This window comes from Micromonospora sp. NBC_01638 (assembly GCF_045209745.1).
In the GTDB taxonomy this organism is placed as follows: Bacteria; Actinomycetota; Actinomycetes; order Mycobacteriales; family Micromonosporaceae; genus Micromonospora.
Genome location: NZ_CP109273.1, coordinates 2,156,846 through 2,177,199, shown reverse-complemented (window position 1 = coordinate 2,177,199; position 20,354 = coordinate 2,156,846). Strand labels below are relative to the sequence as shown.

26 protein-coding genes are annotated in these 20,354 nt (G+C 71.5%); 10 read left to right on the top strand and 16 right to left on the bottom strand.

Annotated elements, in window-relative coordinates; translation table 11 throughout:
• Positions 1–33: 33 nt before the first annotated feature.
• Both OG811_RS10310 and OG811_RS10305 read right to left on the bottom strand, forming a co-directional pair.
• Positions 34–237, bottom strand: a complete 204-nt coding sequence (locus OG811_RS10310; RefSeq protein ID WP_406073710.1) for a DUF397 domain-containing protein — start codon at positions 235–237, stop codon at positions 34–36.
• Positions 225–974, bottom strand: a complete 750-nt coding sequence (locus OG811_RS10305; protein ID WP_406073709.1) for a DUF5753 domain-containing protein — start codon at positions 972–974, stop codon at positions 225–227. Before OG811_RS10305 ends, OG811_RS10310 begins: the two co-directional genes overlap by 13 nt.
• 408 nt (positions 975–1,382) lie before the next feature.
• Between OG811_RS10305 and OG811_RS10300 the strand changes: the two genes are divergently transcribed.
• Positions 1,383–1,619 carry a flavin reductase gene (locus OG811_RS10300; RefSeq protein ID WP_406073707.1) on the top strand — a complete coding sequence of 79 codons (237 nt, stop codon included), beginning with the start codon at positions 1,383–1,385 and terminating at the stop codon, positions 1,617–1,619.
• A gap of 67 nt (positions 1,620–1,686) precedes the next feature.
• Here the strand turns inward: OG811_RS10300 and fdhD are convergent, their stop codons facing one another.
• On the bottom strand, positions 1,687–2,553 hold the full coding sequence (fdhD, locus tag OG811_RS10295) for a formate dehydrogenase accessory sulfurtransferase FdhD (protein ID WP_406073705.1): 867 nt from the start codon (positions 2,551–2,553) through the stop codon (positions 1,687–1,689).
• Between the two features lie 102 nt (positions 2,554–2,655).
• On the opposite strand from fdhD, the gene OG811_RS10290 reads away from it, so the two are divergent.
• From OG811_RS10290 to OG811_RS10280, 3 genes are all read left to right on the top strand, one after another.
• Positions 2,656–3,294: a molybdenum cofactor guanylyltransferase gene (locus OG811_RS10290; RefSeq protein ID WP_406073704.1), complete on the top strand. Its 639-nt coding sequence runs from the start codon at positions 2,656–2,658 to the stop codon at positions 3,292–3,294.
• Positions 3,291–3,557: a DUF6457 domain-containing protein gene (locus OG811_RS10285; RefSeq protein ID WP_406073702.1), complete on the top strand. Its 267-nt coding sequence runs from the start codon at positions 3,291–3,293 to the stop codon at positions 3,555–3,557. The genes OG811_RS10290 and OG811_RS10285 overlap by 4 nt, the downstream gene beginning before the upstream one ends.
• Before the next feature lie 81 nt (positions 3,558–3,638).
• On the top strand, positions 3,639–4,745 hold the full coding sequence (locus OG811_RS10280) for a T3SS (YopN, CesT) and YbjN peptide-binding chaperone 1 (protein ID WP_406073701.1): 1,107 nt from the start codon (positions 3,639–3,641) through the stop codon (positions 4,743–4,745).
• A 7-nt stretch (positions 4,746–4,752) separates the two neighbouring features.
• Here OG811_RS10280 and OG811_RS10275 read toward each other — a convergent pair whose 3' ends face one another.
• Together OG811_RS10275 and OG811_RS10270 are read right to left on the bottom strand one after the other, a co-directional pair.
• Positions 4,753–5,709, bottom strand: a complete 957-nt coding sequence (locus tag OG811_RS10275; protein WP_406073699.1) for a zinc-binding dehydrogenase — start codon at positions 5,707–5,709, stop codon at positions 4,753–4,755.
• Between the two features lie 73 nt (positions 5,710–5,782).
• Positions 5,783–6,247, bottom strand: a complete 465-nt coding sequence (locus tag OG811_RS10270; protein ID WP_406073698.1) for an Lrp/AsnC family transcriptional regulator — start codon at positions 6,245–6,247, stop codon at positions 5,783–5,785.
• A gap of 59 nt (positions 6,248–6,306) precedes the next feature.
• Here OG811_RS10270 and ddaH point away from each other — a divergent pair, with 59 nt between their 5' ends.
• Positions 6,307–7,140 carry a dimethylargininase gene (gene ddaH / locus OG811_RS10265; RefSeq protein ID WP_406073696.1) on the top strand — a complete coding sequence of 278 codons (834 nt, stop codon included), beginning with the start codon at positions 6,307–6,309 and terminating at the stop codon, positions 7,138–7,140.
• Between the two features lie 76 nt (positions 7,141–7,216).
• Here ddaH and OG811_RS10260 read toward each other — a convergent pair whose 3' ends face one another.
• Complete coding sequence (locus OG811_RS10260) at positions 7,217–8,404, bottom strand: ABC transporter substrate-binding protein (protein WP_406073695.1); 1,188 nt, start codon at positions 8,402–8,404, stop codon at positions 7,217–7,219.
• A gap of 80 nt (positions 8,405–8,484) precedes the next feature.
• The gene (locus tag OG811_RS10255; RefSeq protein ID WP_406073694.1) at positions 8,485–9,282 is read right to left on the bottom strand and encodes an alpha/beta hydrolase family protein; all 798 of its coding nucleotides are present in this window, start codon (positions 9,280–9,282) and stop codon (positions 8,485–8,487) included.
• 84 nt (positions 9,283–9,366) lie between these two features.
• Here OG811_RS10255 and OG811_RS10250 point away from each other — a divergent pair, with 84 nt between their 5' ends.
• Entirely contained in the window at positions 9,367–9,969 is a 603-nt protein-coding gene (locus OG811_RS10250) for a bacterial proteasome activator family protein (RefSeq protein ID WP_406073693.1), read from the top strand.
• A 19-nt stretch (positions 9,970–9,988) separates the two neighbouring features.
• Here OG811_RS10250 and OG811_RS10245 read toward each other — a convergent pair whose 3' ends face one another.
• The 3 genes from OG811_RS10245 to OG811_RS10235 form a co-directional block, all read right to left on the bottom strand.
• On the bottom strand, positions 9,989–10,801 hold the full coding sequence (locus OG811_RS10245) for an HAD family hydrolase (RefSeq protein ID WP_406073691.1): 813 nt from the start codon (positions 10,799–10,801) through the stop codon (positions 9,989–9,991).
• Complete coding sequence (locus tag OG811_RS10240) at positions 10,801–11,622, bottom strand: HAD family hydrolase (protein ID WP_406073689.1); 822 nt, start codon at positions 11,620–11,622, stop codon at positions 10,801–10,803. Before OG811_RS10240 ends, OG811_RS10245 begins: the two co-directional genes overlap by 1 nt.
• 259 nt (positions 11,623–11,881) lie before the next feature.
• Positions 11,882–12,604, bottom strand: coding sequence for a hypothetical protein (locus OG811_RS10235; protein WP_406073688.1), 723 nt, complete (start codon positions 12,602–12,604; stop codon positions 11,882–11,884).
• A 130-nt stretch (positions 12,605–12,734) separates the two neighbouring features.
• Between OG811_RS10235 and OG811_RS10230 the strand changes: the two genes are divergently transcribed.
• From OG811_RS10230 to OG811_RS10220, 3 genes are all read left to right on the top strand, one after another.
• On the top strand, positions 12,735–13,166 hold the full coding sequence (locus OG811_RS10230; RefSeq protein ID WP_406073687.1) for an OsmC family protein: 432 nt from the start codon (positions 12,735–12,737) through the stop codon (positions 13,164–13,166).
• Positions 13,167–13,312: 146 nt separating this feature from the next.
• A complete protein-coding gene (locus tag OG811_RS10225) occupies positions 13,313–13,660 on the top strand; it encodes a metallopeptidase family protein (RefSeq protein ID WP_406075631.1) in 348 nt (115 codons plus the stop codon).
• Between the two features lie 109 nt (positions 13,661–13,769).
• The gene (locus tag OG811_RS10220; RefSeq protein WP_406073685.1) at positions 13,770–14,492 is read left to right on the top strand and encodes an AIM24 family protein; all 723 of its coding nucleotides are present in this window, start codon (positions 13,770–13,772) and stop codon (positions 14,490–14,492) included.
• Positions 14,493–14,539: 47 nt separating this feature from the next.
• On the opposite strand, the gene pheA is transcribed toward OG811_RS10220, so the two are convergent.
• The 5 genes from pheA to OG811_RS10195 all read right to left on the bottom strand — a co-directional run bounded on the left by pheA (position 14,540) and on the right by OG811_RS10195 (position 18,035).
• Entirely contained in the window at positions 14,540–15,496 is a 957-nt protein-coding gene (gene pheA / locus OG811_RS10215; RefSeq protein WP_406073684.1) for a prephenate dehydratase, read from the bottom strand.
• A gap of 10 nt (positions 15,497–15,506) precedes the next feature.
• On the bottom strand, positions 15,507–16,121 hold the full coding sequence (locus tag OG811_RS10210) for a hypothetical protein (RefSeq protein ID WP_406073682.1): 615 nt from the start codon (positions 16,119–16,121) through the stop codon (positions 15,507–15,509).
• 84 nt (positions 16,122–16,205) lie between these two features.
• Entirely contained in the window at positions 16,206–16,595 is a 390-nt protein-coding gene (locus tag OG811_RS10205; protein ID WP_406073680.1) for an ACT domain-containing protein, read from the bottom strand.
• 74 nt (positions 16,596–16,669) lie between these two features.
• A complete protein-coding gene (locus OG811_RS10200) occupies positions 16,670–17,128 on the bottom strand; it encodes a hypothetical protein (RefSeq protein WP_406073679.1) in 459 nt (152 codons plus the stop codon).
• A gap of 169 nt (positions 17,129–17,297) precedes the next feature.
• Positions 17,298–18,035, bottom strand: coding sequence for a hypothetical protein (locus OG811_RS10195; RefSeq protein ID WP_406073678.1), 738 nt, complete (start codon positions 18,033–18,035; stop codon positions 17,298–17,300).
• Between the two features lie 163 nt (positions 18,036–18,198).
• On the opposite strand from OG811_RS10195, the gene OG811_RS10190 reads away from it, so the two are divergent.
• Positions 18,199–19,437 carry an arginine deiminase gene (locus tag OG811_RS10190; protein ID WP_406073677.1) on the top strand — a complete coding sequence of 413 codons (1,239 nt, stop codon included), beginning with the start codon at positions 18,199–18,201 and terminating at the stop codon, positions 19,435–19,437.
• A 23-nt stretch (positions 19,438–19,460) separates the two neighbouring features.
• On the opposite strand, the gene OG811_RS10185 is transcribed toward OG811_RS10190, so the two are convergent.
• Positions 19,461–20,348 carry a DUF5926 family protein gene (locus OG811_RS10185; protein WP_406073676.1) on the bottom strand — a complete coding sequence of 296 codons (888 nt, stop codon included), beginning with the start codon at positions 20,346–20,348 and terminating at the stop codon, positions 19,461–19,463.
• Positions 20,349–20,354: the final 6 nt, after the last annotated feature.

Here is a 20,354-nt window from a genome sequence, read left to right as displayed (position 1 = left end):
CCCGAGTCGACCTTGAAATCGACAGGGCATGCCCTAGCCGACGGGGCCGATCTCCCTCGCAAGCCTGACGAAGCTCGCCCAAGCCGGCGGCCCGAAGGTCAACGTGCCGCCGTCCCGGTCCTTCGTGTCGCGCACGAGCACGACACCGGGCAGGTTGTCGGCCACCTCCACGCACGCGCCACCGTTCGAGCTGCTGCGGGTGCTCTTGCGCCAACGGGCGCCGGTCAGGTCATCCATGCTCGCGCTCTCATCAGGTCGATGGTCAGGTCTCGCGGTAGCGCTAACGACCTCACGCTATCCCAGACCGCCCACAGCGGAGCAACGTCATTACTGAGGCGCCCGGCCGCCTGGTCGTCGAGGTAGCCGACATCCCCGCCGTCCGGCGTGCTGGCGATGACGAACGGCCCGGCCTGGCCGGGATGGAAACCAGCCGTCAGGGGGAGCACGTGAATCATCACCGCCGGCCGTTCGGCGAGCACCATCAGGTGATCGAGTTGGTCGGCCATGATGTCGGGTCGGCCCCGGCGCAGCGCGGCCTCGTCGATCACGAAGACGCTCAACGGCGGACGAGGTCGATCGAACACGGCGGCCTGCCGACGAAGGCGGGTCTCCACGTGCGCCTCAAGGTCGTCGCTGGCCCAGAGCCCGCTGCTCAACACGGCTCGGGCGTACGCCTCGGTCTGCAGGAGACCGGGCAACACGGCCGACTCGTACCACCGCAGCCCCACCGCCTCGCGCTCGATGTCCGTCCAGGGCCGGAACCAGGCTGGCTCGCGCCGCTTGAACAGGTCGGGCCAGAGATCGCCCTCGTCGCGACGGAGGATCTCCGCGACCTTTGACCGGTGGCGAGTCTGCGGAATCCGTCCCGGGTTCGCCCACTTGGCCGCCGTTTTGGGATCCACCCCGATCTGAGCTGCGAGGCTGTCCGCCGTAAGGCCGGATGCCGACATGGCTTCAGCGACCGCGCGATTCATCCGAGTCCTCCCTAGTACGTCCCAGACGTCCACAGGAGATATTCCTACGCAGTGTATTCGGACCGCAACCCTTGGAAGTGTGCCTCTTATCGGCGAGGCCGGCAGGGACTACCCGAGACCCGGCGGTCGCGTTCGTAACGGGGCCGCCCCGCGGGCGAGCACTCCGGGGCGGCCCCTCCCAGAGACGAGGGGAAGCCATGCCGAACAAACCGAAGCCCACGAACCCGCCACCGACGCCACCCGCATCGCGCTGGGCCGACCCGGGGGTGAAGTGATGATCGGGACGATGACGGCCGGCAACGCGCGGGCCAAGCGAGAGCTCTTCGTGCTCCGCGAGGGGGCAAACCTGGTGTCGGCCGGTCCGTCCGCCCGCCAGGGGACCCGACGCGAATCAGTGGAGGCTGGCAGATGACCGAACACCCCCTGCTGAAGCCAAGTTGGCGCTGCCGCACCTGCGGGATCGCCTGGCCCTGCTCGACCGCGAAACTGCGCCTGCTCGGTGCGTACCGGAATCGCCGCGACGAGCTGATCGAGCACCTGACGACGCTGCAAGCTGAGGCGACCGAACACCTCACCGAGTTGCACGGCGGCACGCCGCCGGATGACCTGACCGAACGATTCACCGGCTGGGTCCAGGCCCGATAGCCCACCGACTCCCGCCCCGGTGCGGATCCCTCGTCCCCCGAGGTCGATCGCCCGGGGCGGGATCCCCTCAGGTCGGCTGTTCCAGCGTGATCCGGTGCGGCCCGGTGTAGACGTTCATGGTCCGGCCGCGCAGGAAACCGACCAGCGTCATCCCCGCCTCGTCGGCCAGTTCGGCGGCGAGGGTGCTCGGGGCGGAAACCGCGGCCAGCAGCGGCAGCCCCGCCATCCACGCCTTCTGGGTCAGCTCGAAGCTGGCCCGGCCGGAGACCAGCAGCAGGTGCCCGGCCAGTGGCAGTCGGCGTTCCCGCACCGCCCAGCCGATCACCTTGTCCACGGCGTTGTGTCGGCCCACGTCCTCCCGGAGCACCACCAGCTCGCCGTCGGGGGTGAACAGCCCAGCCGCGTGGAGTCCACCGGTCCGATCGAAGCCGCGCTGGGCGGCGCGCAGCCGGTCGGGCAGTTCGGCGAGGAGCGCCGCCGGCACGCTGAGCGGATCCGCCGAGACCGCAAACATCGACCGGGTGCGGACCGCGTCGATGCTGGCCTTGCCGCAGACCCCGCAGGAACTGGTCGTGTAGAAGTTCCGGGACGGGTCGGTGGCCGGTGCCGGCACGCCGGGGGCGAGCACCACGTCCACCACGTTGTACGTGTTCGGCGTCTCCGTGCCCGCACAGAGCTGCGCGGTCAGCACGTCGTCGGTCGACCGGATCAGACCTTCCGTCAGCAGGAACCCGATGGCCAGGTCCAGGTCGTCACCGGGGGTGCGCATGGTGACGGCGAGCGGCCGTCGCCGGCCGGGCCCGGCCACGCCGACCCGGATCTCCAGTGGTTCTTCCACCGCGAGGGTGTCCGGGCGGCGGACGGACCCGCGCCCGGCGGTCGCAGCGTCCAGGTCGATCCGGAGTACACCCCGTCGATCAGTTGCCCGTCCCATCCCGCCATCCTGCACCTCGCGCCCGCACGCCCGCACGGCCACCGGGCATCGGGCACCCGGCAGCGAACGCCACCCGAACGTCGACACGGCTACGGTGGCCTGGTGGGGACGTACGGCGCCGTGGTGCTCGCGGGTGGGGCCGCCCGACGGATGGGCGGGGTCGACAAGCCCGCGCTTCCGGTCGGCGGCCGGCCGATGCGCGACCGTGTGCTGAGGGCCGTCTCCGATGCCACGCCACGGGTGCTGGTCGGTCCGGCCGACGGCGTCCCGGAGGGCGTGCGGGTCACCCGGGAGGATCCGCCCGGCGGGGGCCCGGTCGCCGCGGCGGCTGCCGGGCTGGCGCTACTCGATCCCGACACGGAACTTGTCGCGCTGCTCGCCGCCGACCTGCCGCTGCTCAGCCGTTCCGCGATCGGCGACCTGCTTCACCATCTCGCCCCGGGTGCCGACAGGGGCCGCACCAGCACCGCCGGGTCGGAGCGACGATCTGATGGGACGTGCTTCGTCGACGCGGACGGGCGGCGGCAGTCACTCTGCGGTGTCTGGCGGGTCGCCGCGCTGCGGGCCGGGCTCGACCGGCTGGCGGTCGAGCGGGGTGGCAGCCTGGCCGGAGCCCCGGTCCGGGCGCTGCTGGCCGGCCTCGTCGTGCGGGAGGTGCCCTGGTCCGGCGAGGGCCCGCCGCCCTGGTTCGACTGCGACACTGATGAGGACGTACGCCGGGCGGAGGAGTGGGCGCGATGACGGTGCTGGACGACTGGGTCACGGCGGTGTGCACCGAGTTGGATCTGGACCCGGCCGGGGTGCCCGTGCCGGCGGTGCTGGATCTGGCCCGCGACGTCGCCCACCAGGTGCTGCGGCCGGGCGCGCCGGTCACCGCGTACCTGCTTGGGCTGGCGGTTGGTCGGGGTGCCGACCCGGCGGACGCCGCGGCCCGGCTCAGCGCCCTGGCGGGCACCTGGCCTGTCGAGCTGGGCGCCGACCCCGCGGACCCGACGGCCGGCTGAACGCTGTTGTCCGATCCCGGTCCGGGCTGATCCGCCCCTCGGTCGGCGTGGGTAGGGTGATCGTGACGGACGGAGGCGATCATGACGGCTGACCACCCCTCGGCGCCGCACGACGAGCTGCCCGGCGCTACGGCTGAGCCGGCGGAATCGGTCCTGCTCGACGAGCCCAGCACCACTGACCTGCGGGCGAAGGTGACCGAGGCGTGGCGGGAGTTCGCCCGCGCGCTCGCCGTACGGCTGGGGGAACTTCCCGTCGGCGCGCACCTCGACGTGACCCTGGACCCCACCGCCTCCGGCACCGGCGATGCCGTCTACTCGGTCAGCGTCGACGTGGACGGCGATGGAGTGCTGTCCGCCCGGGCGGTCGGCAACGCCACCCTGCCGGCGGGTTACCGGCTGGACCGCAGCGCGGTGGCGGACATGATCGCGCTCGGCTGGTCCCCGCCCGGGGTGGTCGCCGGCTCCGGCGGTTCCTTCGGGTTGGACGGTACGACGACCGAGTCGACCCGGATCGCCGCGCTGCTGTCTCGGACGCTGCGTGACGTCTACGGCGCCCCGCACCCGGCCTTCCTCGTCTATGCGGTGCAGGACACCGAGGGCGAACCGCTGGCCGTGGACCCGCTGGGCACCGCGCGCAGCGAGTTCGGTCCGGACGCCGACGTCGAGGCCGACCTGGAGGAGGCGCTGGCGGAGGCCGCCGCCGCCCAGGTCGAGCGGGACGACGTGCTCGACCTGGCGGATCGGGTCCGTACCGTGGTCTCCACCATGTTGAAATCGGACACCGACCGGTTGCAGATCGACTCGGACGGCGACATCAACATCCGCGCGGGCTCGGCGATGGTCTTCGTCCGGGTGCGGGACAATCCGCCCCTGGTGGACGTCTCCTCCCCGGTGCTCACCGAGGTCCAGCCGACCGAGCGGCTCTACGTGAAGCTGTCCGAGCTGACGAACCGGATGCCGATCGGCCGCCTCTACTGCGCCGACGGCACGGTCTGGGCGTCCATCCCGGTCTTCGGCCGCAACTTCCAGGCGACCCACCTGATGTTGGCGGTGCAGGTGATGACCGGTCTCGCCGACGAGTTGGACGACCGTCTGCACGGCGAGTTCGGCGGCAAGCGGTTCTTCGGCGAGGGCGACAAGCCGGTGCGGCGCGACGAGTCGCAGCACCGCACCGGAATGTACCTCTGAGCCCGGATCAGGAGACGTCCAGCAGGGTCTTGCCGACCGTCGCGCGCGCCTCGATGGCGGCGTGCGCGTCGGCGGCGCGTTCCAGCGGGAAGCGCTGGCCGATGAGCGGTCGCAGGCGGCTGGCGGCCGCGCCCGCCAGGGCCTGGTGCGTGTACGCCCGCAGTCGCTCGGGTGGCACGTCCGGCCGGACCAGGGTGACCTGCCGTGCGGTGGCGGCCTCCGCCGACACCGGGGACCACTCCCCGCTCGCCAACCCGAAGCTGACCATGCGGCCGCCCGGGGCCAGCAGGTCGAAGGCCGCCCGGGCCACCGCCCCGCCGACCCCGTCGAGCACCACGTCGACGCCGCCCACCGCGTCCCGGATCCGGTCCGCCCAGCCCGGCTCGCGGTAGTCGACCGCCAGCTCGGCACCCAGCCCGGGCAGCAGGTCCACCTTGCGCTGCCCTCCGGCGACGCCGACCACCCGTGCGCCGGCCCGCGCCGCGAGCTGCACCAGCAGGCTGCCCACCCCGCCTGCGGCGGCCTCCACCAGCACCCGGTCACCGGGGCGTACGTCGACAGCGTCGACCAGCATGGTCGCGGTACGCCCGTCGGCCAGCAGCGCCACGGCCGCGTCCATGGCCAACCCGGCTGGCACCTCGATCGGCGCGGAAGCGTCCACCGCCGCGCGTTCGGCGTATCCGCCGGAGCCGCCGGTGGCGCTGATCACTCGCCGCCCGATCAGCGCCAGGTCGACGTCCGGCCCGACGGCGGCGATCACCCCGCCGACGCCGTTGCCGGGGATCAGCGGTGGGGTGACGCGGAACGGGCCGGGGCGACCCGAGCGCAGCTGTGTCTCGACGAAGGTGATGTTCGCGTGCGCAACGTCGATCAGCACCTGGCCGGGACCGGGCGTCGGATCGGGCGCGGGGCCGGGCACCAGCACCTCGGGCCCGCCGAACTCACGTAGCCAGACCGCCCGCATGGAATCCCCCTCGGCTGCGGTGGGCGGCGTGCCCACACTCCTGGCCAGTCCATCTCCTCAACCGGGGTTGAGGTCAAGGGGTGCGGGGGGACGGGCCGACGCCGGGGGAGTCGACCAGCCGGGAGAGCACGATGGTGCTGCGGGTGGAGGTCACGAAGGACTCGGCGCGCAGCCGCTCCAGCGCCGCCTCCAGATGGGCGATGTCGGCGGCGCGCAGGTGCACCAGCGCGTCCGCCTCCCCGGAGACGGTGTACGCGCCGACCACCTCCGGGTGTCGGCGGGCGGCCACGCCGATCTGCGCCGGGGTGGTCCGGCCGGCGCAGAACAGCTCGACGAATGCCTCGGTGGTCCAGCCGACGGCGGCCGGATCCACCACCGCCGTGAATCCCCTGATGACGCCGGTGGCGCGCAATCGGTCGACGCGACGCTTGACCGCCGGGGCGGAGAGTGACACCCGAGTACCGATGTCGGCGTACGACGCACGGGCGTCCGCAACGAGTAACGCAATGATCCGCTGGTCTACCGCGTCTATCTGCAACGTTCCGCCTCTGAGAAGCAACGGTTGTGGCTGTTACCAAAGTTCTACGGTACCTACTCTTGGTGACCGTGAACCAGCACCGAGTGCCGCGAAAGCGGACATATCTCATGTGCTCGCCCGAGCACTTCGCGGTCGAGTATGCGATCAACCCGTGGATGGACGTGACCACCCCGGTCGACCGGGACCTGGCCGTCAAGCAGTGGGACCGGCTGCGCGAGACGCTGATCGGCCTCGGCCACGAGGTGCACCTGCTCACCCCCGAGCAGGGTCTACCCGACATGGTCTACGCCGCCAACGGTGCCTTCGTGGTGGACGGCAGCGCGTACGGCGCACGGTTCAAGCACGAGCAGCGGACCGCTGAGGCCGCCGCCCACCACGCCTTCTACGAGTCGCAGGGCTGGCGGTTCATCGCACCGAGCGAGACCAACGAGGGCGAGGGTGACTTCGCGTACGTGCCGGAGGCGCACGGCGGGCTCATCCTGGCCGGGCACGGTTTCCGCACCGAGATCCCGGCGCACGCCGAGGCGCAGGAGGCGCTGGGTCGGCCGGTGGTGTCGCTGCGCCTGATCGACCCCCGCTTCTACCACCTGGACGTGGCGCTCGCGGTCATCGACGACTCGAACGTCGTCTACTTCCCGGGCGCGTTCTCCGCAGCCAGCCAGCGGGTGCTGACCCAACTCTTCCCGGACGCGGTGATCGCCGACGACGAGGACGCGATGGCCTTCGGGCTCAACCTGGTCAGCGACGGCGCGAACGTGGTGCTCAACAGCGAGGCCACCCGCCTCGCCGGAAAGCTCAAGGCCGTCGGTTACACCCCGGTCCCCGTCGAGCTGGCCGAGCTGAAGAAGGGCGGCGGCAGTGTGAAGTGCTGCATCGCCGAACTGCGGCACTGACCCGCACTCCGCCACGTACGTCAGGGGCCGGCCTCCCGAACGGGAGACCGGCCCCTGACGTTGCTCCGGTAGGCGTTCAGCCCAGCGTGGCCAGCTCGTTGATCAGCACGTTCGACATGACCTGACCGTCGCGCTGCACCTCCCGCAGATACCACTTCTGCTGCGGGGTGCGCGGCTGGTTGAACTGCCAGATGCCGCGCGGGCTGTCGATCTGGCCGATCTTGCCCAGGGCCAGGTTGACCTGCTGCGGCGTCGGCTTCCCGCCGGTCAGCTGGATGGCCTGGTCGAGCACCTGCGCCGCGTCGTACGACGCCATGGCGTACGTGGTGGGCGTGACCTGGTGCTTCTTGCGGTAGGCCGAGGCGAAGACCCGGTTGGACGTGTTGTTCAGGTCGGCCGAGTAGTTCAGCGCGGTCTGGATGCCCAGCGCGTTGTCCTTCAAGTTGTCCAGCACATTGCCCTCGGTGAGGAAGCCGGGTGCGTAGATCGGCCCGGCGAACTTCTCACGCAGCTGCTTGATGAACTCCACCGCGGCCGCTCCGGCGAAGAAGCAGAAGACCGCCGTGGGCTTTTTGGCCAGTGCCTTGCTGATGTCCGCGGAGTATGTCGTCTTGCCAGGAGTGGGGGTGGCGTTGGTGTAGGTCACCGGGTCGCCGATGCGCGGGTCGGTGGTGCCGAACTCCTGCCGGAAGCCTCGCACCACGTCCGGGCTGCCGACGTTCTCCGGCATGATGATCGCGACGCGGCCGTTGGCCGGCAGTTGGTCGCGCAGGTAGCGGCCCAGCGCCCGGCCGGCCTCGTCCAGCACGTACGACGTCCGCCAGATGTAGAAGACGCTCTGCAGGCTGCTCGGTGAGGCGTTGGAGCCGATCAGCGGGACCCGGGCCTGCTCCACGGTGTCCCGGATGCCGACCATCACCGCCGAGTTGACCACCCCGGTGAGTGCCAGCACGCCCTGCTTGAGCAGGCCCTCGACGGCGGCCTTGCCCGTCTTCGCGGTGTCACCCTCGTCGGCGGTCAGCAGGTCCACCGGGTGGCCACCCAGCCGATGGTCGTGCAGGTCGAGGAAGATCTGGAAACCGTTGGTGATGTCGTCGCCGATGCTCTTGAAACCGCCGCTCTGCGGCGTGATCAGCCCGATCTTGATCGGGCTGCGGTTCGGGGTCGGCTGGGCCTCGGTGTCGGAGCCACACCCGGCGACGAACCCGGTGGTACCGAGCGCGGCCAACAGCTGGAGCGCCCGCCTGCGATTCATCTGCGACACCGAGTTCCTTCCGAGGAGCGTTGCAGGGCAGAACAACGCCCCTCCGGCGTTCTACCTGGTCCGCGACGCTGCGTCAATGGCTAATGATCATCCTGCATGGACCGCAGCGCATCAAGAACCCGAGGCCAGGCGGGAGACTTCGGGTCGATAAGCCCGAAATGCTCGCACCCGGGCAGTTCAACAAGGGAGATATCGGATCCCGCGACACGGGCCTCTGTGACGAAGTCCCGGCTCATCTCCGCCGGGACCTGCTGATCCTCTGAGCCATGAATGACTACTGTCCGTGTCCGGATGGGTACCAGCAATCGCGGATCCGCTGCCGCGTACCGGTCCGGAACCTCTGCCGGACCGCCGCCGAGCAACGCGGCCACCGCGCCAGAGTCCAGATTCCGCCGGTACGCCTCGCCCAGGTCGGCCACCGGAGCCAGGGCGAGCACCCCGCCCACCGTTGCCGGGGCGGCGGCCGCCGCGTACAGCGCCAGGTGGCCGCCGGCGGAGTGCCCGATCAGAATCGGCGCGGCCCGGGTCACCCGGCCGGGCATCGCCTCGGCGGCCAGCACGGGCAGCTCGGCCACCCCGGTCAGCACGTCGGTCAACGTGCCCGGCCAGCCACCCCCTGGCTGCCCGGTCCGCCGGTATTCCAGCTGCGCCACCGGGTAGCCGCAGGCGGCGAGGGCCGCGGCCAGCGGGCCGGTGTGCCGCCGGTCGTACTCGACCCGCCAGAAACCGCCGTGCAACACGACGACCAGCGGCCGCGCCGGGCCGGTTCCCGCCGGGCGCCGCAGGTCGGCCACCTGATCCGGGTGGTCGCCGTACGCCACGGTCCGGTCCGGCTCCGGTGCGGGACGGGTCAGCACGGCGCGTGGGTCGGCAGGCATGGCGTGACGGTAGCGCGCCCCGCCCGGGTGGTTCGGCCCCGGTAGTAGGTCCCGGGCGGCATGGGTGAAGCCCGCTGGGTAAAGATGGACCCCATGACCGAAGCGCGCTCAGCTGGACAGAACGACGAGCCCGGCCCCGACGACTCCGGCCACTCCGGCACCGTTGTGGTGGTCGGCCCAGACGGCCGGCCGATCGGCACGATGCAGACGGACGAGGGCCAGGGCGAGGACCCGACCCGCCTGGTCGAACAGCCGGCCAAGGTGATGCGGATCGGCAGCATGATCAAGCAGTTGTTGGAGGAGGTCAAGGCCGCCCCCCTCGACGACGCCAGCCGTAACCGGATGCGAGAGATCCACGAGCGGTCGATCGTCGAGCTCAAGGAGGGCCTCGCCCCCGAGCTGCGCGACGAGCTGGAGCGCATCTCGCTGCCCTTCGCCGAGGACAAGGCCCCCAGCGAGAGCGAGTTGCGGATCGCGCACGCCCAGCTCGTCGGCTGGCTGGAGGGCCTGTTCCACGGCATCCAGGCGGCCCTGGTGGCCCAGCAGATGGCCGCCCGGGTTCAGCTGGAGCAGATGCGGGGCGGCCGGCAGGCGCTGCCCAGCGGTCCCGGCGGAATGGTCCCCGGCATGCCGGGCATCGGCCAGCCGGGCGGCGGCGAGGGCCACAACACCGGCCAGTACCTCTGACCGACCGGTCACGGCCCGCTCAGCCCACCCCGAAGACCTTTTCCAGGTACGCCGCCACGCCGTCCTCGGAGTTCGCCGTCGTCACCTCGTCGGCGACCGCCAGGACGGCGGGGTGGGCGTTGGCAACGGCCACGCCCCGCCCGGCCCAGCTCAGCATCGGCACGTCGTTGGGCATGTCGCCGAAGGCCAGCACGTCCGCCGCGCGCACCCCGAGTCGGTCGCAGTACCAGTCCAGGCCGGCCGCCTTGGTCACCCCGGCCGCGGAGATCTCCACCAGGCCCGAGGATGACGAGTGCGTGGCCTCGGCCAGCCCCGCCACCGCTGCGGCGATCAGCTCGACGAAGGCATCCGGGTCCTGCTCGCCGGCCCGGGCGAGCAGCTTCACCGCCGGCACCGAGAGCAACTCCTCCGGTGTCTCGATCGGTCGGATGCCGTCCGGGTCGACGTCCCAGCGCAGCGGATAGTGCGCCTCGTGCCGCATCTCCCGACTGTTCAGGATCTCCACGGCGAAGCTGATGCCGGGCACCTCGGCGCGCAGCCTCCGAGCCACCTCGGCCAGGTGCTGCGGCGCGAGCGGATCGGCCCGCAGCACCTCATCGTTGAACGGGTCGTAGACCACGGCGCCGTTGGCGCAGACAGCCGGCAGCGGCTCGGCGAGTTGGTCGTACACCATCTTGAGCCAGCGGACCGGACGGCCGGTGACCAGAACGACCGGCGTGCCTCGCGCGGAGATCCGCGCGAGCACGTCGGCGGTGCGCGGGCTGACCGTGCGGTCGTCGCGGATCAGCGTGCCGTCGATGTCGGTGGCGATGAGCCGGGGTGTCTCTCCCATCACCGGGACAGTAGCCGGTCCAGATACACCGCCACCCCGTCGTCGTCGTTGCGCAGGGTCACCTCGTCGGCGGCGGCCCGGACGTCGGTGTGGGCGTTGGCCACCGCCACCCGCGACCAGCCAGCCCACTCGAACATCGGTAGGTCGTTGGGCATGTCACCGAAGACCAGGACGTCGGCCGGGTCGACCCCGAGGGTCTGCGCCACCACGGTCAGCCCGCTCGCCTTGTCCACACCGGGCGGGCAGATCTCGATGAAGCCGAGCCCGGCCTGGGTGAGCGTGGCGACCTCCGGCGGGACGATCCGGCGGGCCACCGCCAGCAGTTCGTCCACGTGGTGGTCGGCGGTCCGGGCGAACGCCTTGATCACGTCGCTGGAGAGACACTCCGCGCGGCTGCGCGCCTCGAACCGGTCCTGGTAGGGCCAGCTTTCGTGGTAGTCGCCCCAGAGCGGCGCGTCGTGCTCGTCGGACGCCTCGACCATCACGGTCAGCGGGCCGACCTCGGCCTCCAGGTCGGCGAGCAGCCGGGCCAGCACCTCGGCGGGCAGCCGCTCGTCGCGGAGCACCAGCGGACCGGTCGGGTCGCTCTGGTCGACCACCCGTCCGCCGCCCGCCATCACCAGGAAGTCGGCGGCGCGGATGTCGTTACGGGTCAACTCGGTCAGCCGAGGGCCGCGACCGGTCGCGCCGACCACCGGGATTCCGGCGGCCCGCACCCGGTCGAGCACCCCGTGGGTGTACGCGGAGACGGTGTCATCGCTGCGCACCAGCGTGCCGTCCAGGTCGGTCGCGATCAGCTTGGGTAGTCCCGGGCGGGTCATCGTTCCTCCTTCGCCCGCCGCGCGTCGCAACCTGCCGTGCGGTCTCAAAGCCGAGGCCCGGCGTGACGGCGGGCAGCAACCGTACCTCGCGAAAACGGCCCCAACCACGGCATTCAGGCAAACAGGGCGCCAACAGCGACACCCCCGGGGTGTCCCCCAACCCCCACGCGATCTTGCACTTTCGGTCGCCGTGATGCGTGAGATGCACCTTATGTCGAGGCAGGAGGTGCAAGATCGCGCCGGGGAGAGCGGGTCGCGGTCAATCAGGGCGGGCGAACGGGGCGGCCGGGGTGACGGTCAGGTCGGCCGGCGCGGGCAGGCCGTCCTCCTGAACCGGGTCACGGTCTCGGCGGCGCCGCCAGGTACGTGTCTCGGGCACATTCGGGGGCTGGTCGCCCTCGGGTGGGCCGGGCGGTGCGGCTGGAGCCAGTCGCAGCGCCGCGCCGAGCAGCAGGCAGGCGGCGAACGCCATCACCAGGCCGCGTCCGTATTCGACCCGGAAGCCGTCCTGAAGCGCGTAGAAGAAGTTGCGCTGACCGGGATCGTCGAGGGTGGCCGTGGCGGCGACCAGCAGCGCCAACAGGGCGCCGGCCAGAGTGAGACCGGTCAGCCGGGCGTTCGGTCGCACGGCCGCCGTGCCCCGCAGGGCCAGCACCACGGCGCAGACGAGGCCGAGAAGCCCGACCAGGTAACCAACCCCGAAGCCGCCGACCTCGGACACCCCGGCGGGCACCTCGATCGTGGTGTCCCCCTCGGGCCCGCCGTTCGGCAGGCTCATCACCAGCCACTCACCGATCATCGAGGCGACCCCGGCCACCGCGCCCAGACCGGCGAGCAGCAGGGGGAGCCGAGGATCTCGCGTGAGGCCGGCCAGGGACCAACCGAACCGGTGCCGCGGGCCCGGGTCGACAGCACCCCACTCGATCACGGCTGGACCCTCGGACCGGTCGCCCTGGCGTGGGATCGGAAGCTCCTCGGACATCGGCCACCCCTCCGCCGGTCACGGACCTGGGTCGAATCATGGCACAGCCGGCTGGCGGTGACCGGGATCGCAGGGCGGGCATCGTGCCGGTCGGTCGCTCGACGGTCACCTTTCCGCTAGCGTTCTCCTCATGCCTATCCGTACCGCTTCAGCACAATGGCAGGGCAATCTCACCGAGGGCTCCGGCACCGTTCGCACCGGTAAGGGCGGTTTGTCGGGCAACTACTCCTTCAAGTCGCGCTTCGAGGAGGGCGAGGGCACCAACCCCGAGGAGTTGATCGCCGCCGCGCACGCCGGCTGCTTCTCGATGGCGTTCTCGAAGGCGCTCGCCGACGCTGGCTCGACCGCCACCTCGGTCGAGACCACCGCCAAGGTCCACCTGGACAAGACCGACGCCGGGATGACCGTGACCCGGATCGACCTGGAGACCGTCGGCCAGGTCCCGGGCATTGACGACGCGGAGTTCCAGAAGCTCGCCGAGGCCGCCAAGGCCAACTGCCCGATCTCCCGGCTGCTCTCGCCGGGCGCCGAGATCACTCTCAACGCCCGTCTGGCTGCCTGAGCCGGTCGACCCACACCCGCTCGTTCACGGTCAGAGTTTCCGCCCGCCCCTGGGCGGTCACTCTCTCCGTGGACCCGCGGGTCCGGTCAGCGGCACCGTGACCGGGCCGGCCGGACCCGCCATCGGGCAGAATGGGTGAGGTGCCGGTGGAAATGACCCGCGAACACTTCGAGGAACTCGTCGCCGATGCCCTCGACGAGGTGCCCGAGGAACTGCTCGGCCTGATGAGCAACGTGGTGATCCTCGTCGAGGACGACCCGCCGCAGGGCGAGCCCGATCTGCTCGGCCTCTACGAGGGCCACGCGCTCACCGATCGCGGCTGGGGCTACTCCGGCGTACTGCCGGACCGGATCTTCATCTACCGACGTCCGATCCTGCGGATCTGCGACAACGACGACGATGTCGTCGATGAGGTGGCGGTGACCGTGGTGCACGAGATTGCCCACCACTTCGGCATCGACGATGCGCGACTGCACGCGCTGGGCTGGGGCTGACCCGGCCGGCTCACCGCCTGCCGCGCCACGCCGCTCGGCCGAAGGCCCTTGGTTGCCCTGGTCGCCTACCTTCAGTGCAGCTACCGCGACTCTTTCAGGAGGCACTTCCATGCGCAGCGAGCTGTTCTCCGCGGAAAATCTGGAGAAGGAGTCCGCGCAGCCCGGCATGCGGCTGCAAAACTCCAAGATGTTGAAGATCGAGCTCAACGGCGAGGCGATGGCCCGGGTCGGGTCGATGGTCGCCTACCAGGGAAACGTGCAGTTCCAGGCCCTGGGCTCGGGCGGGCTCGGCAAGTTTCTCAAGCAGAAGCTCACCGGCGAGGGCGTTCCGCTGATGAAGGTCTCCGGCCAGGGTGACGTCTTCCTCGCTGAGCTGGCCAAGGACGTGCACATCATCGACCTGGAGCCGGGCGACGCCCTCTCCATCAACGGCTCCAGCGTGCTCGCCTTCGACTCCACCCTCCAGTACGACATCAGGATGGTCGGCGGCGCCGGGATGGCCTCCTCGTCCGGCCTGTTCAACTGCGTGTTCAGCGGCTACGGGCGGATCGCCATCACCACCAAGGGTGCCCCGGTGGTGCTGAATGTGGACGCCCCGACGTACGTCGACCCGCAGGCCGTGGTCTGCTGGTCGGCCAACCTGCAGACCGGCTACCACCGGGCCGAGCAGCTCGGCCTCGGCACGCTGCTGGGTCGACGCACCGGTGAGGCGTTCACCATGAGCTTCGCCGGCCAGGGCTTCGTGGTGGTGCAGCCGTCCGAGGAGCCGCCGGTCATGGGCAGCGGCCAGCAGCAGCAGGAGGGCGGCCTGCTCGGCGGTCTGCTGAGCTGAGCGCAGCGGCGGGGGCGCTCCCGGACTGCGGGGGCGCCCCCGCCCGGTCAGGTCAACTCACCGGTACGCAGGCGGGCCAGCCAGGCCGCCGCGTCCGCGTAGTCCCTGTCAGAGAGGCCCGCCGGCGCGGGCACCGGCCGCTCGCCCGCCGCCGCGGCCCATCGGTGCCGGGGGTACGAGCCCAGGAAGCGGACGTCGGCGCAGACCCGGCGCAGCCCCTGCAACGCCTCGCCCAGGCGTACGTCGGCCACGTGCCCGGTGCAGTCCAGAAAGAAGACGTACCGGCCCAGCGCCTCGCCGGTCGGACGGGACTCGATCCGGGTCAGGTTGACTCCCCGGACGGCCATTTCCATCAGCACCGACAGCAGTGCGCCGACCCGGTCGTGGGCCATGTAGACCGCGAGCGAGGTGAGGTCGTCGCCGGTCGGCGGCGGGGGCGGCCCGGGGCGGGAGACCAGCGCGAACCGGGTCACCGCGTCGGGATGGTCCGCGATCTTGTCGGCGAGCACCGTGAGTCGGTGCCGCGTCGCCCCGATCGGCGCGCAGACCGCCGCGTCGAACTCGCCTGCCCCAGCGCCGACGGCGGCCGCGCCGTTGGAGAGCACGTCGACCACGACCGCGTCGGGCAGGTGCGCACGCAGCCAGCCCCGGCACTGTGTGGACGCCTGCGGGTGGGCCGCCACGCTGCGGACCGAGGTCAACGAGGTGCCCGGCCGGGCGGCGAGCACGAACTCCACCGGCAGGACCACCTCTCGGGTGATCACCAGCGGCTCGCCCTCGGCCATCTCGTCCAGTGTGACGCCCACCGCGCCGCCGATCGAGTTTTCCAGCGGCACCAGCGCGGCGTCGGCGTCCCCGGCCCGGACGTTGTCCAGCGCCTCCCCGACGCTGCGGGCAGGCGTACGGTTGCCGCGCTCGGCGGCGGGGACGGAGCGCAGGGCCTGCTCGGCGAAGGTGCCCTCCGGCCCGAGGTAGACGAAGCGCGTCGGCGGTGTTCCCGGCATGCAGAACAGCCTACGCACCCGGCCGGATGGCCGGACCGGCGTCGCAGGCAAGGGCGCGAATCCCGGCCGGGCCGGTGGCGCGTACCTCGATGGTGCAGACGTCAGTGCCGGCGGTGACCAGCACCGGTGCGGTGGGCTGACCCCGGGTGACCACCTGGAGTTCCTCATGCCCGGTCACCTCCAGCACGGTGAACTGCCAGTCACCGGCGCAGAGCGGCCCGGTGCTCACCTGGACCCGGACGTTGGCCGGGAGCACTCCTGCCCGGCCGCGCAACAGTTGCACCACGCGCTGCCCGGTCGGCCCGTTCCGGCAGGCCGTCGCGACCAGCCCGGCGTCCGGAGTGGGCGTGACCGCACGGATTGGCGGTGCGGTGGCGGGTGCGGTGCTCGGGCCGGGTGTCGTCGGGGCTGCGGTGCGAGTGGGTACGGCCGTCGGCTCCCCCAGCCCGGGTGGGGCGCCACAGCCGGCCAGCATCACGACGGTGAGCAGCGCGAGCACCACCGGCAGGATCCGGGCCGCGGGCCGCGCAGGGACGCGGTCGGCCGCGTGGTCGCGAGTCGCCGGTGGGATGTGGATCGTCGCCTGCGGTGGGGGAGACGCGGGGCGGGGCGGGGTGAACGGCACGGGCCGATCCTCGGGACATCGGAGAGTTCTTCGCGGCCGGGGTGGCCGAGCCCATCGTAGGGTGAGCGGCCGGCCGGGTGAAGCTCAGCCGATGACGCGGTGCCCGGCGCGCTGCAGCGCGGCCGTGCCCTCGGTCAGCCGGACGGCGGGCACCAGCAGGTAGTCGGTGTCAAAGGTGGAGAACGTGACCGCGTTGACCCGTGCCTCGGCGAGTGGGTCGACGAGCGCGGCCAGGCTGCCGGTGCTGGCCAACTCCACCGGGGCGGTGACCCGAAGACAGCGCCAGGCGGTCTCCACCACGGCCTGCGCCGGAGCCCGGTCGGTCGGGCAGATCACGGAGATCCCGTCGGAAGTCCAGCTCACCGTGACCACGTCGGTGCCGCGCAGCCCACTCGACAACGCGTACGGCAGGGTGGCGCCGGCGGCCAACCGGCACACAGTGTATTCCCCCGGCAGTAGAGCGATATCGAGCATGAGGGCACCTTACGGCCTCCGGCGGGGCCGCCCCGGCAACGCCGCATGCGGCGAAGGACACACTCCGCCGCAGGTCAGACCTCGGAGAAGAAGGTGAGCGAACCGGCGACGGCGCCGTCGGTGAGCAACGGGGTGGAGATCGCGTCGACGGTCGCGTCGGAGCTGCTCGCCGAGGCGGCCTGCACCCGGAGCAGCCCGCGGGCGAGTCGGCCGGAGGAGAGCGCCAGCAGGGGCGGGATCATGTCGATCTCGGCCTCGGTCAGCTCGCCCCGGTTGGCCGTGAAGTCGAGTAGGCGCAGCCCGCCGTCGAGCAGCGGTCGCCCGATCAGGCCGTCCGGCTCGCCCAGACAGAGCAGCGCGCAGCCGGCCGTGGAGATCGCCACCACCCGGGTGGCCGCGTCGATCAGCAGGCACGGCTCATCGGCCCGGGAGACTGTCGAGGACCATTGGCCGACATTGTCGGACTCCGGCTCTGTCGAGGCCCGCGCCGCCGGCACGAACGCTTCCGAGAGCGAAAGTTCGACGTGGGCCACCGCGCCTCCTATGTACTCCGAACGACTGTCCACGCTAGCGGGTCGCCGACGGAATCACCGAGCGCACCGGGTCACCGGGCCGCACAGCCTGAACCGAGGCGGCCGGTGACGGCGCGGAAACCGGTGAGGTGGACGGGGGGACCGGAGCCGCGTGGCGTCGCTGGTGACGTTACCGGTGGTGGGCCGGCTTGTCAGCGGCCGTTCGGCCCTCGTCATACCACCGGTAGTCGGCCGTTGGACGGTAAGTGCCGTTCAGCCAGGTGCCAGGGTGCTGTGCGACCCGGGAAAGCTTCTCGGCGGTGGCGGGGCTGATCCGGCTGCCACCGGCCACGAGGAGCCGGTCCAGCTCCCGGTGAGTGGCCATCAGACAGTCCTTGGGAAGGCCGTAGACACTGATCACGCCGGAGCCGACGAAGGTCAGCACCGGCGTCACCGGAACGGGCAGCCCCACCGCGTCGGACAGGGCCTTGCTGGCCCGTCTGGCGTCCCGTCGGGACTCGGCCACGTACGGCGGACGCTTGCCGTTGATCTGCACGACGTCCCCGGCGACGAGCACCCTGGCCCGGCCGTGGTCGGCGATGGTCACGGCGAAGAGGCCACTCGGCCCGATGGCGAGGAACCCGGCACGCTCGTCCTGACCGCGGTCGAGGACGTCGGCCACGTCGGTACGCGGCCACTCGATGACGTGCCAGGCGGGCCCGAGGTGGTCGAGTTGACCCAGTGCCCGCGCCCCGGCCGCCTCCAGTCGACGCGTACCCCGCTCGGCCCGACGGCGGCGGGCCCATTCGAGAGGTGTCGGACGGATCGGTTCGAGAACCCCCGGCGACTCGACGCGGGGGTGTGGCACCGCGACGGGCGGCAGTGCCCGAGCGGACGGTACGGCTCGTCGTGCGGGAAAGACAGTCATCGCGACCTCCGGCAAAAGGTCCCTCGAAGTTATGTCCTCACTACCCTACGTCGCCACTACCCGTGTTCGGCAAGCCGGAACGCCGGAGTGACTGTGGATGAATGCCATATTCATCCCCAGTTCTTTTATCGGATACTGCCAAACCCTGCCCTACGCTGCGGGAGTGACCCACTACGTCGACAGTGAAGTCGGCCGGCTCGGCACCGTACTGCTGCACCGGCCCGGCCCCGAACTGGCCCGACTCACCCCTCGCAACAACGACTCGCTCCTGTTCGACGCGATCCCCTGGGTCGGGCGGGCCCAGGAGGAGCACGACGCGTTCGCCGCCGCCCTGCGCGAGCGCGGGGTCGAGGTCCTCTACCTGGCCGCCCTGCTGACCGAGACGCTGGCCGTCGCGGAAGCCCGTGCCGAACTCACCGAGCAGGTGCTGCGCTCCCGGCGACTCGGCGACACCCTGCGGGCCCGCGTCGCCGACCACCTCTCCTACCTGGACCCGGCCGCCCTGGCCGACGTACTCACCGCCGGGCTGGCCCACGAGGAACTGCGGATCAGCTCAGAGCGGCCGGGTGGGCTGGTCTACACGCTGATGGACCGACAGGACTTCGTCATCGACCCGTTGCCCAACCTGCTGTTCACCCGCGACTCCTCGCTGTGGATCGGCGATCGGGTCGGTGTCACCAGCCTGGCCATGCCGGCCCGTAGCCGCGAGACCACCCTGACCGACGCCATCTACCGCCACCATCCACGCTTCGCCGGCACCGAGTTCGTCTACCGCCCGAACCTCGAGCACCTGGAGGGCGGGGACGTGCTGCTGCTCGCACCCGGGGTGCTGGCGGTCGGGGTCGGCGAGCGGACAACGCCGGCCGGAGCCGAACGCCTCGGCCGGCAGGTCTTCGCCGCCGGCCTGGCCCACACCATCCTGGTGGTGCCGATCGCCCAGAAGCGCGCCACCATGCACCTCGACACCGTCTGCACGATGGTCGACGTGGACGCCGTACTGATGTATCCCAACATCGCGAGCACGCTGTCCGCGTACACCGTGATCGCCGGCTCGGACGGTGCGGACCCACGGGTGGACGGGCCCGCGCCGTTCCTGCGGGCCGCCGCCGACGCGATGGACCTCGACCTGCTCCGGGTCATCGACACCGGGCTGGATCCGGTCACCGCGGAACGCGAGCAGTGGGACGACGGCAACAACATGCTCGCTCTGGCGCCCCGGCTCTGCGTCGGCTACGAGCGCAACACCGAGACCAACGCCCAGCTGGAGCGGGCCGGCATCGAGGTGATCCCGATCGCCAGTTCCGAGCTGGGCTCCGGCCGGGGCGGGCCGCGCTGCATGTCCTGCCCGATCACCCGCGACCCCTTGCCAGGGAAGGGACCCTTGTCAGCGCCTACCGCGTGACAAGGGGCCCCTTCCTGACGTCGTCAGCGGAGGGTGAGCTGGCGGCCGAGCAGACCCTGTCGGGCCCGCCGGCCGGCGGCGTCGAGCGGGTCGGTGGCGGTGAGCGCTTCGGCGTACCGCTTGGCGAACTGCGCCACCGGCTCCTCCCACTCGGCCGCCGGAGTCTTCTCGGGCAGGTCCCAGACCGGCACCAGCCGACCGTGCGCCCGGAACATGCCGGCGAACCTGGTCTGCTCGCCCAATGGCAGCGTGCCGGCCGCGCCGAGGCGGGCCAGCGCGTCCAGGGCGGCGTCCTCGTCGTCCGGCAGCACCCAGCGCACGTGTGCCTTCTCCGGGACCTGGCACCAGTACGCGGCCTTGGCCGCGGTCAGCCGCACCGTCGGGTAGATGGCCGCGTTCGCCCGCTCCAGCGACGCCTGGACGGTCGGATCATCGGCGGCCCCGGGATCGAGCCAGAAATCGAAACCGTCGTGCATGGTGATGTCCAGCGGCCCGTCCACGAGGATGTCCTGCAGGCGGGGGCCGGGGCCAGGCAGCGGCGGCACGGTCACCTGGCCACCCGGCTCGGCCCGCAGCCCGCAGAGCAGTGCCTCGGCCAGGTCCCGGGAGACGTCACCGGACTGCTGGTGGCGCTGAAGACCGATCAGCACCCGGCCGTCCGGCTTGGTGATCGCCGGGGCGGCCATCGGCAGCACCGTGGCGAGCGTCACCGACCGGTCACCGAACTCCTCGACCAGGGCGGGCGCCAGCCGCAGCGGCGCGGAGGCGGCGGGGACCAACTCGCGCAGCGCGATCCACTCGGACTCGTCGACCAGCCCTTCGAACGGATGCGGCACGAAGACGTCGCGTACCTTTTCTCGGCGGGGGGCGGTGTCGGCGGCGGTGCGCTGGCTCTTTCGACGCTTGCTCACGGCGTC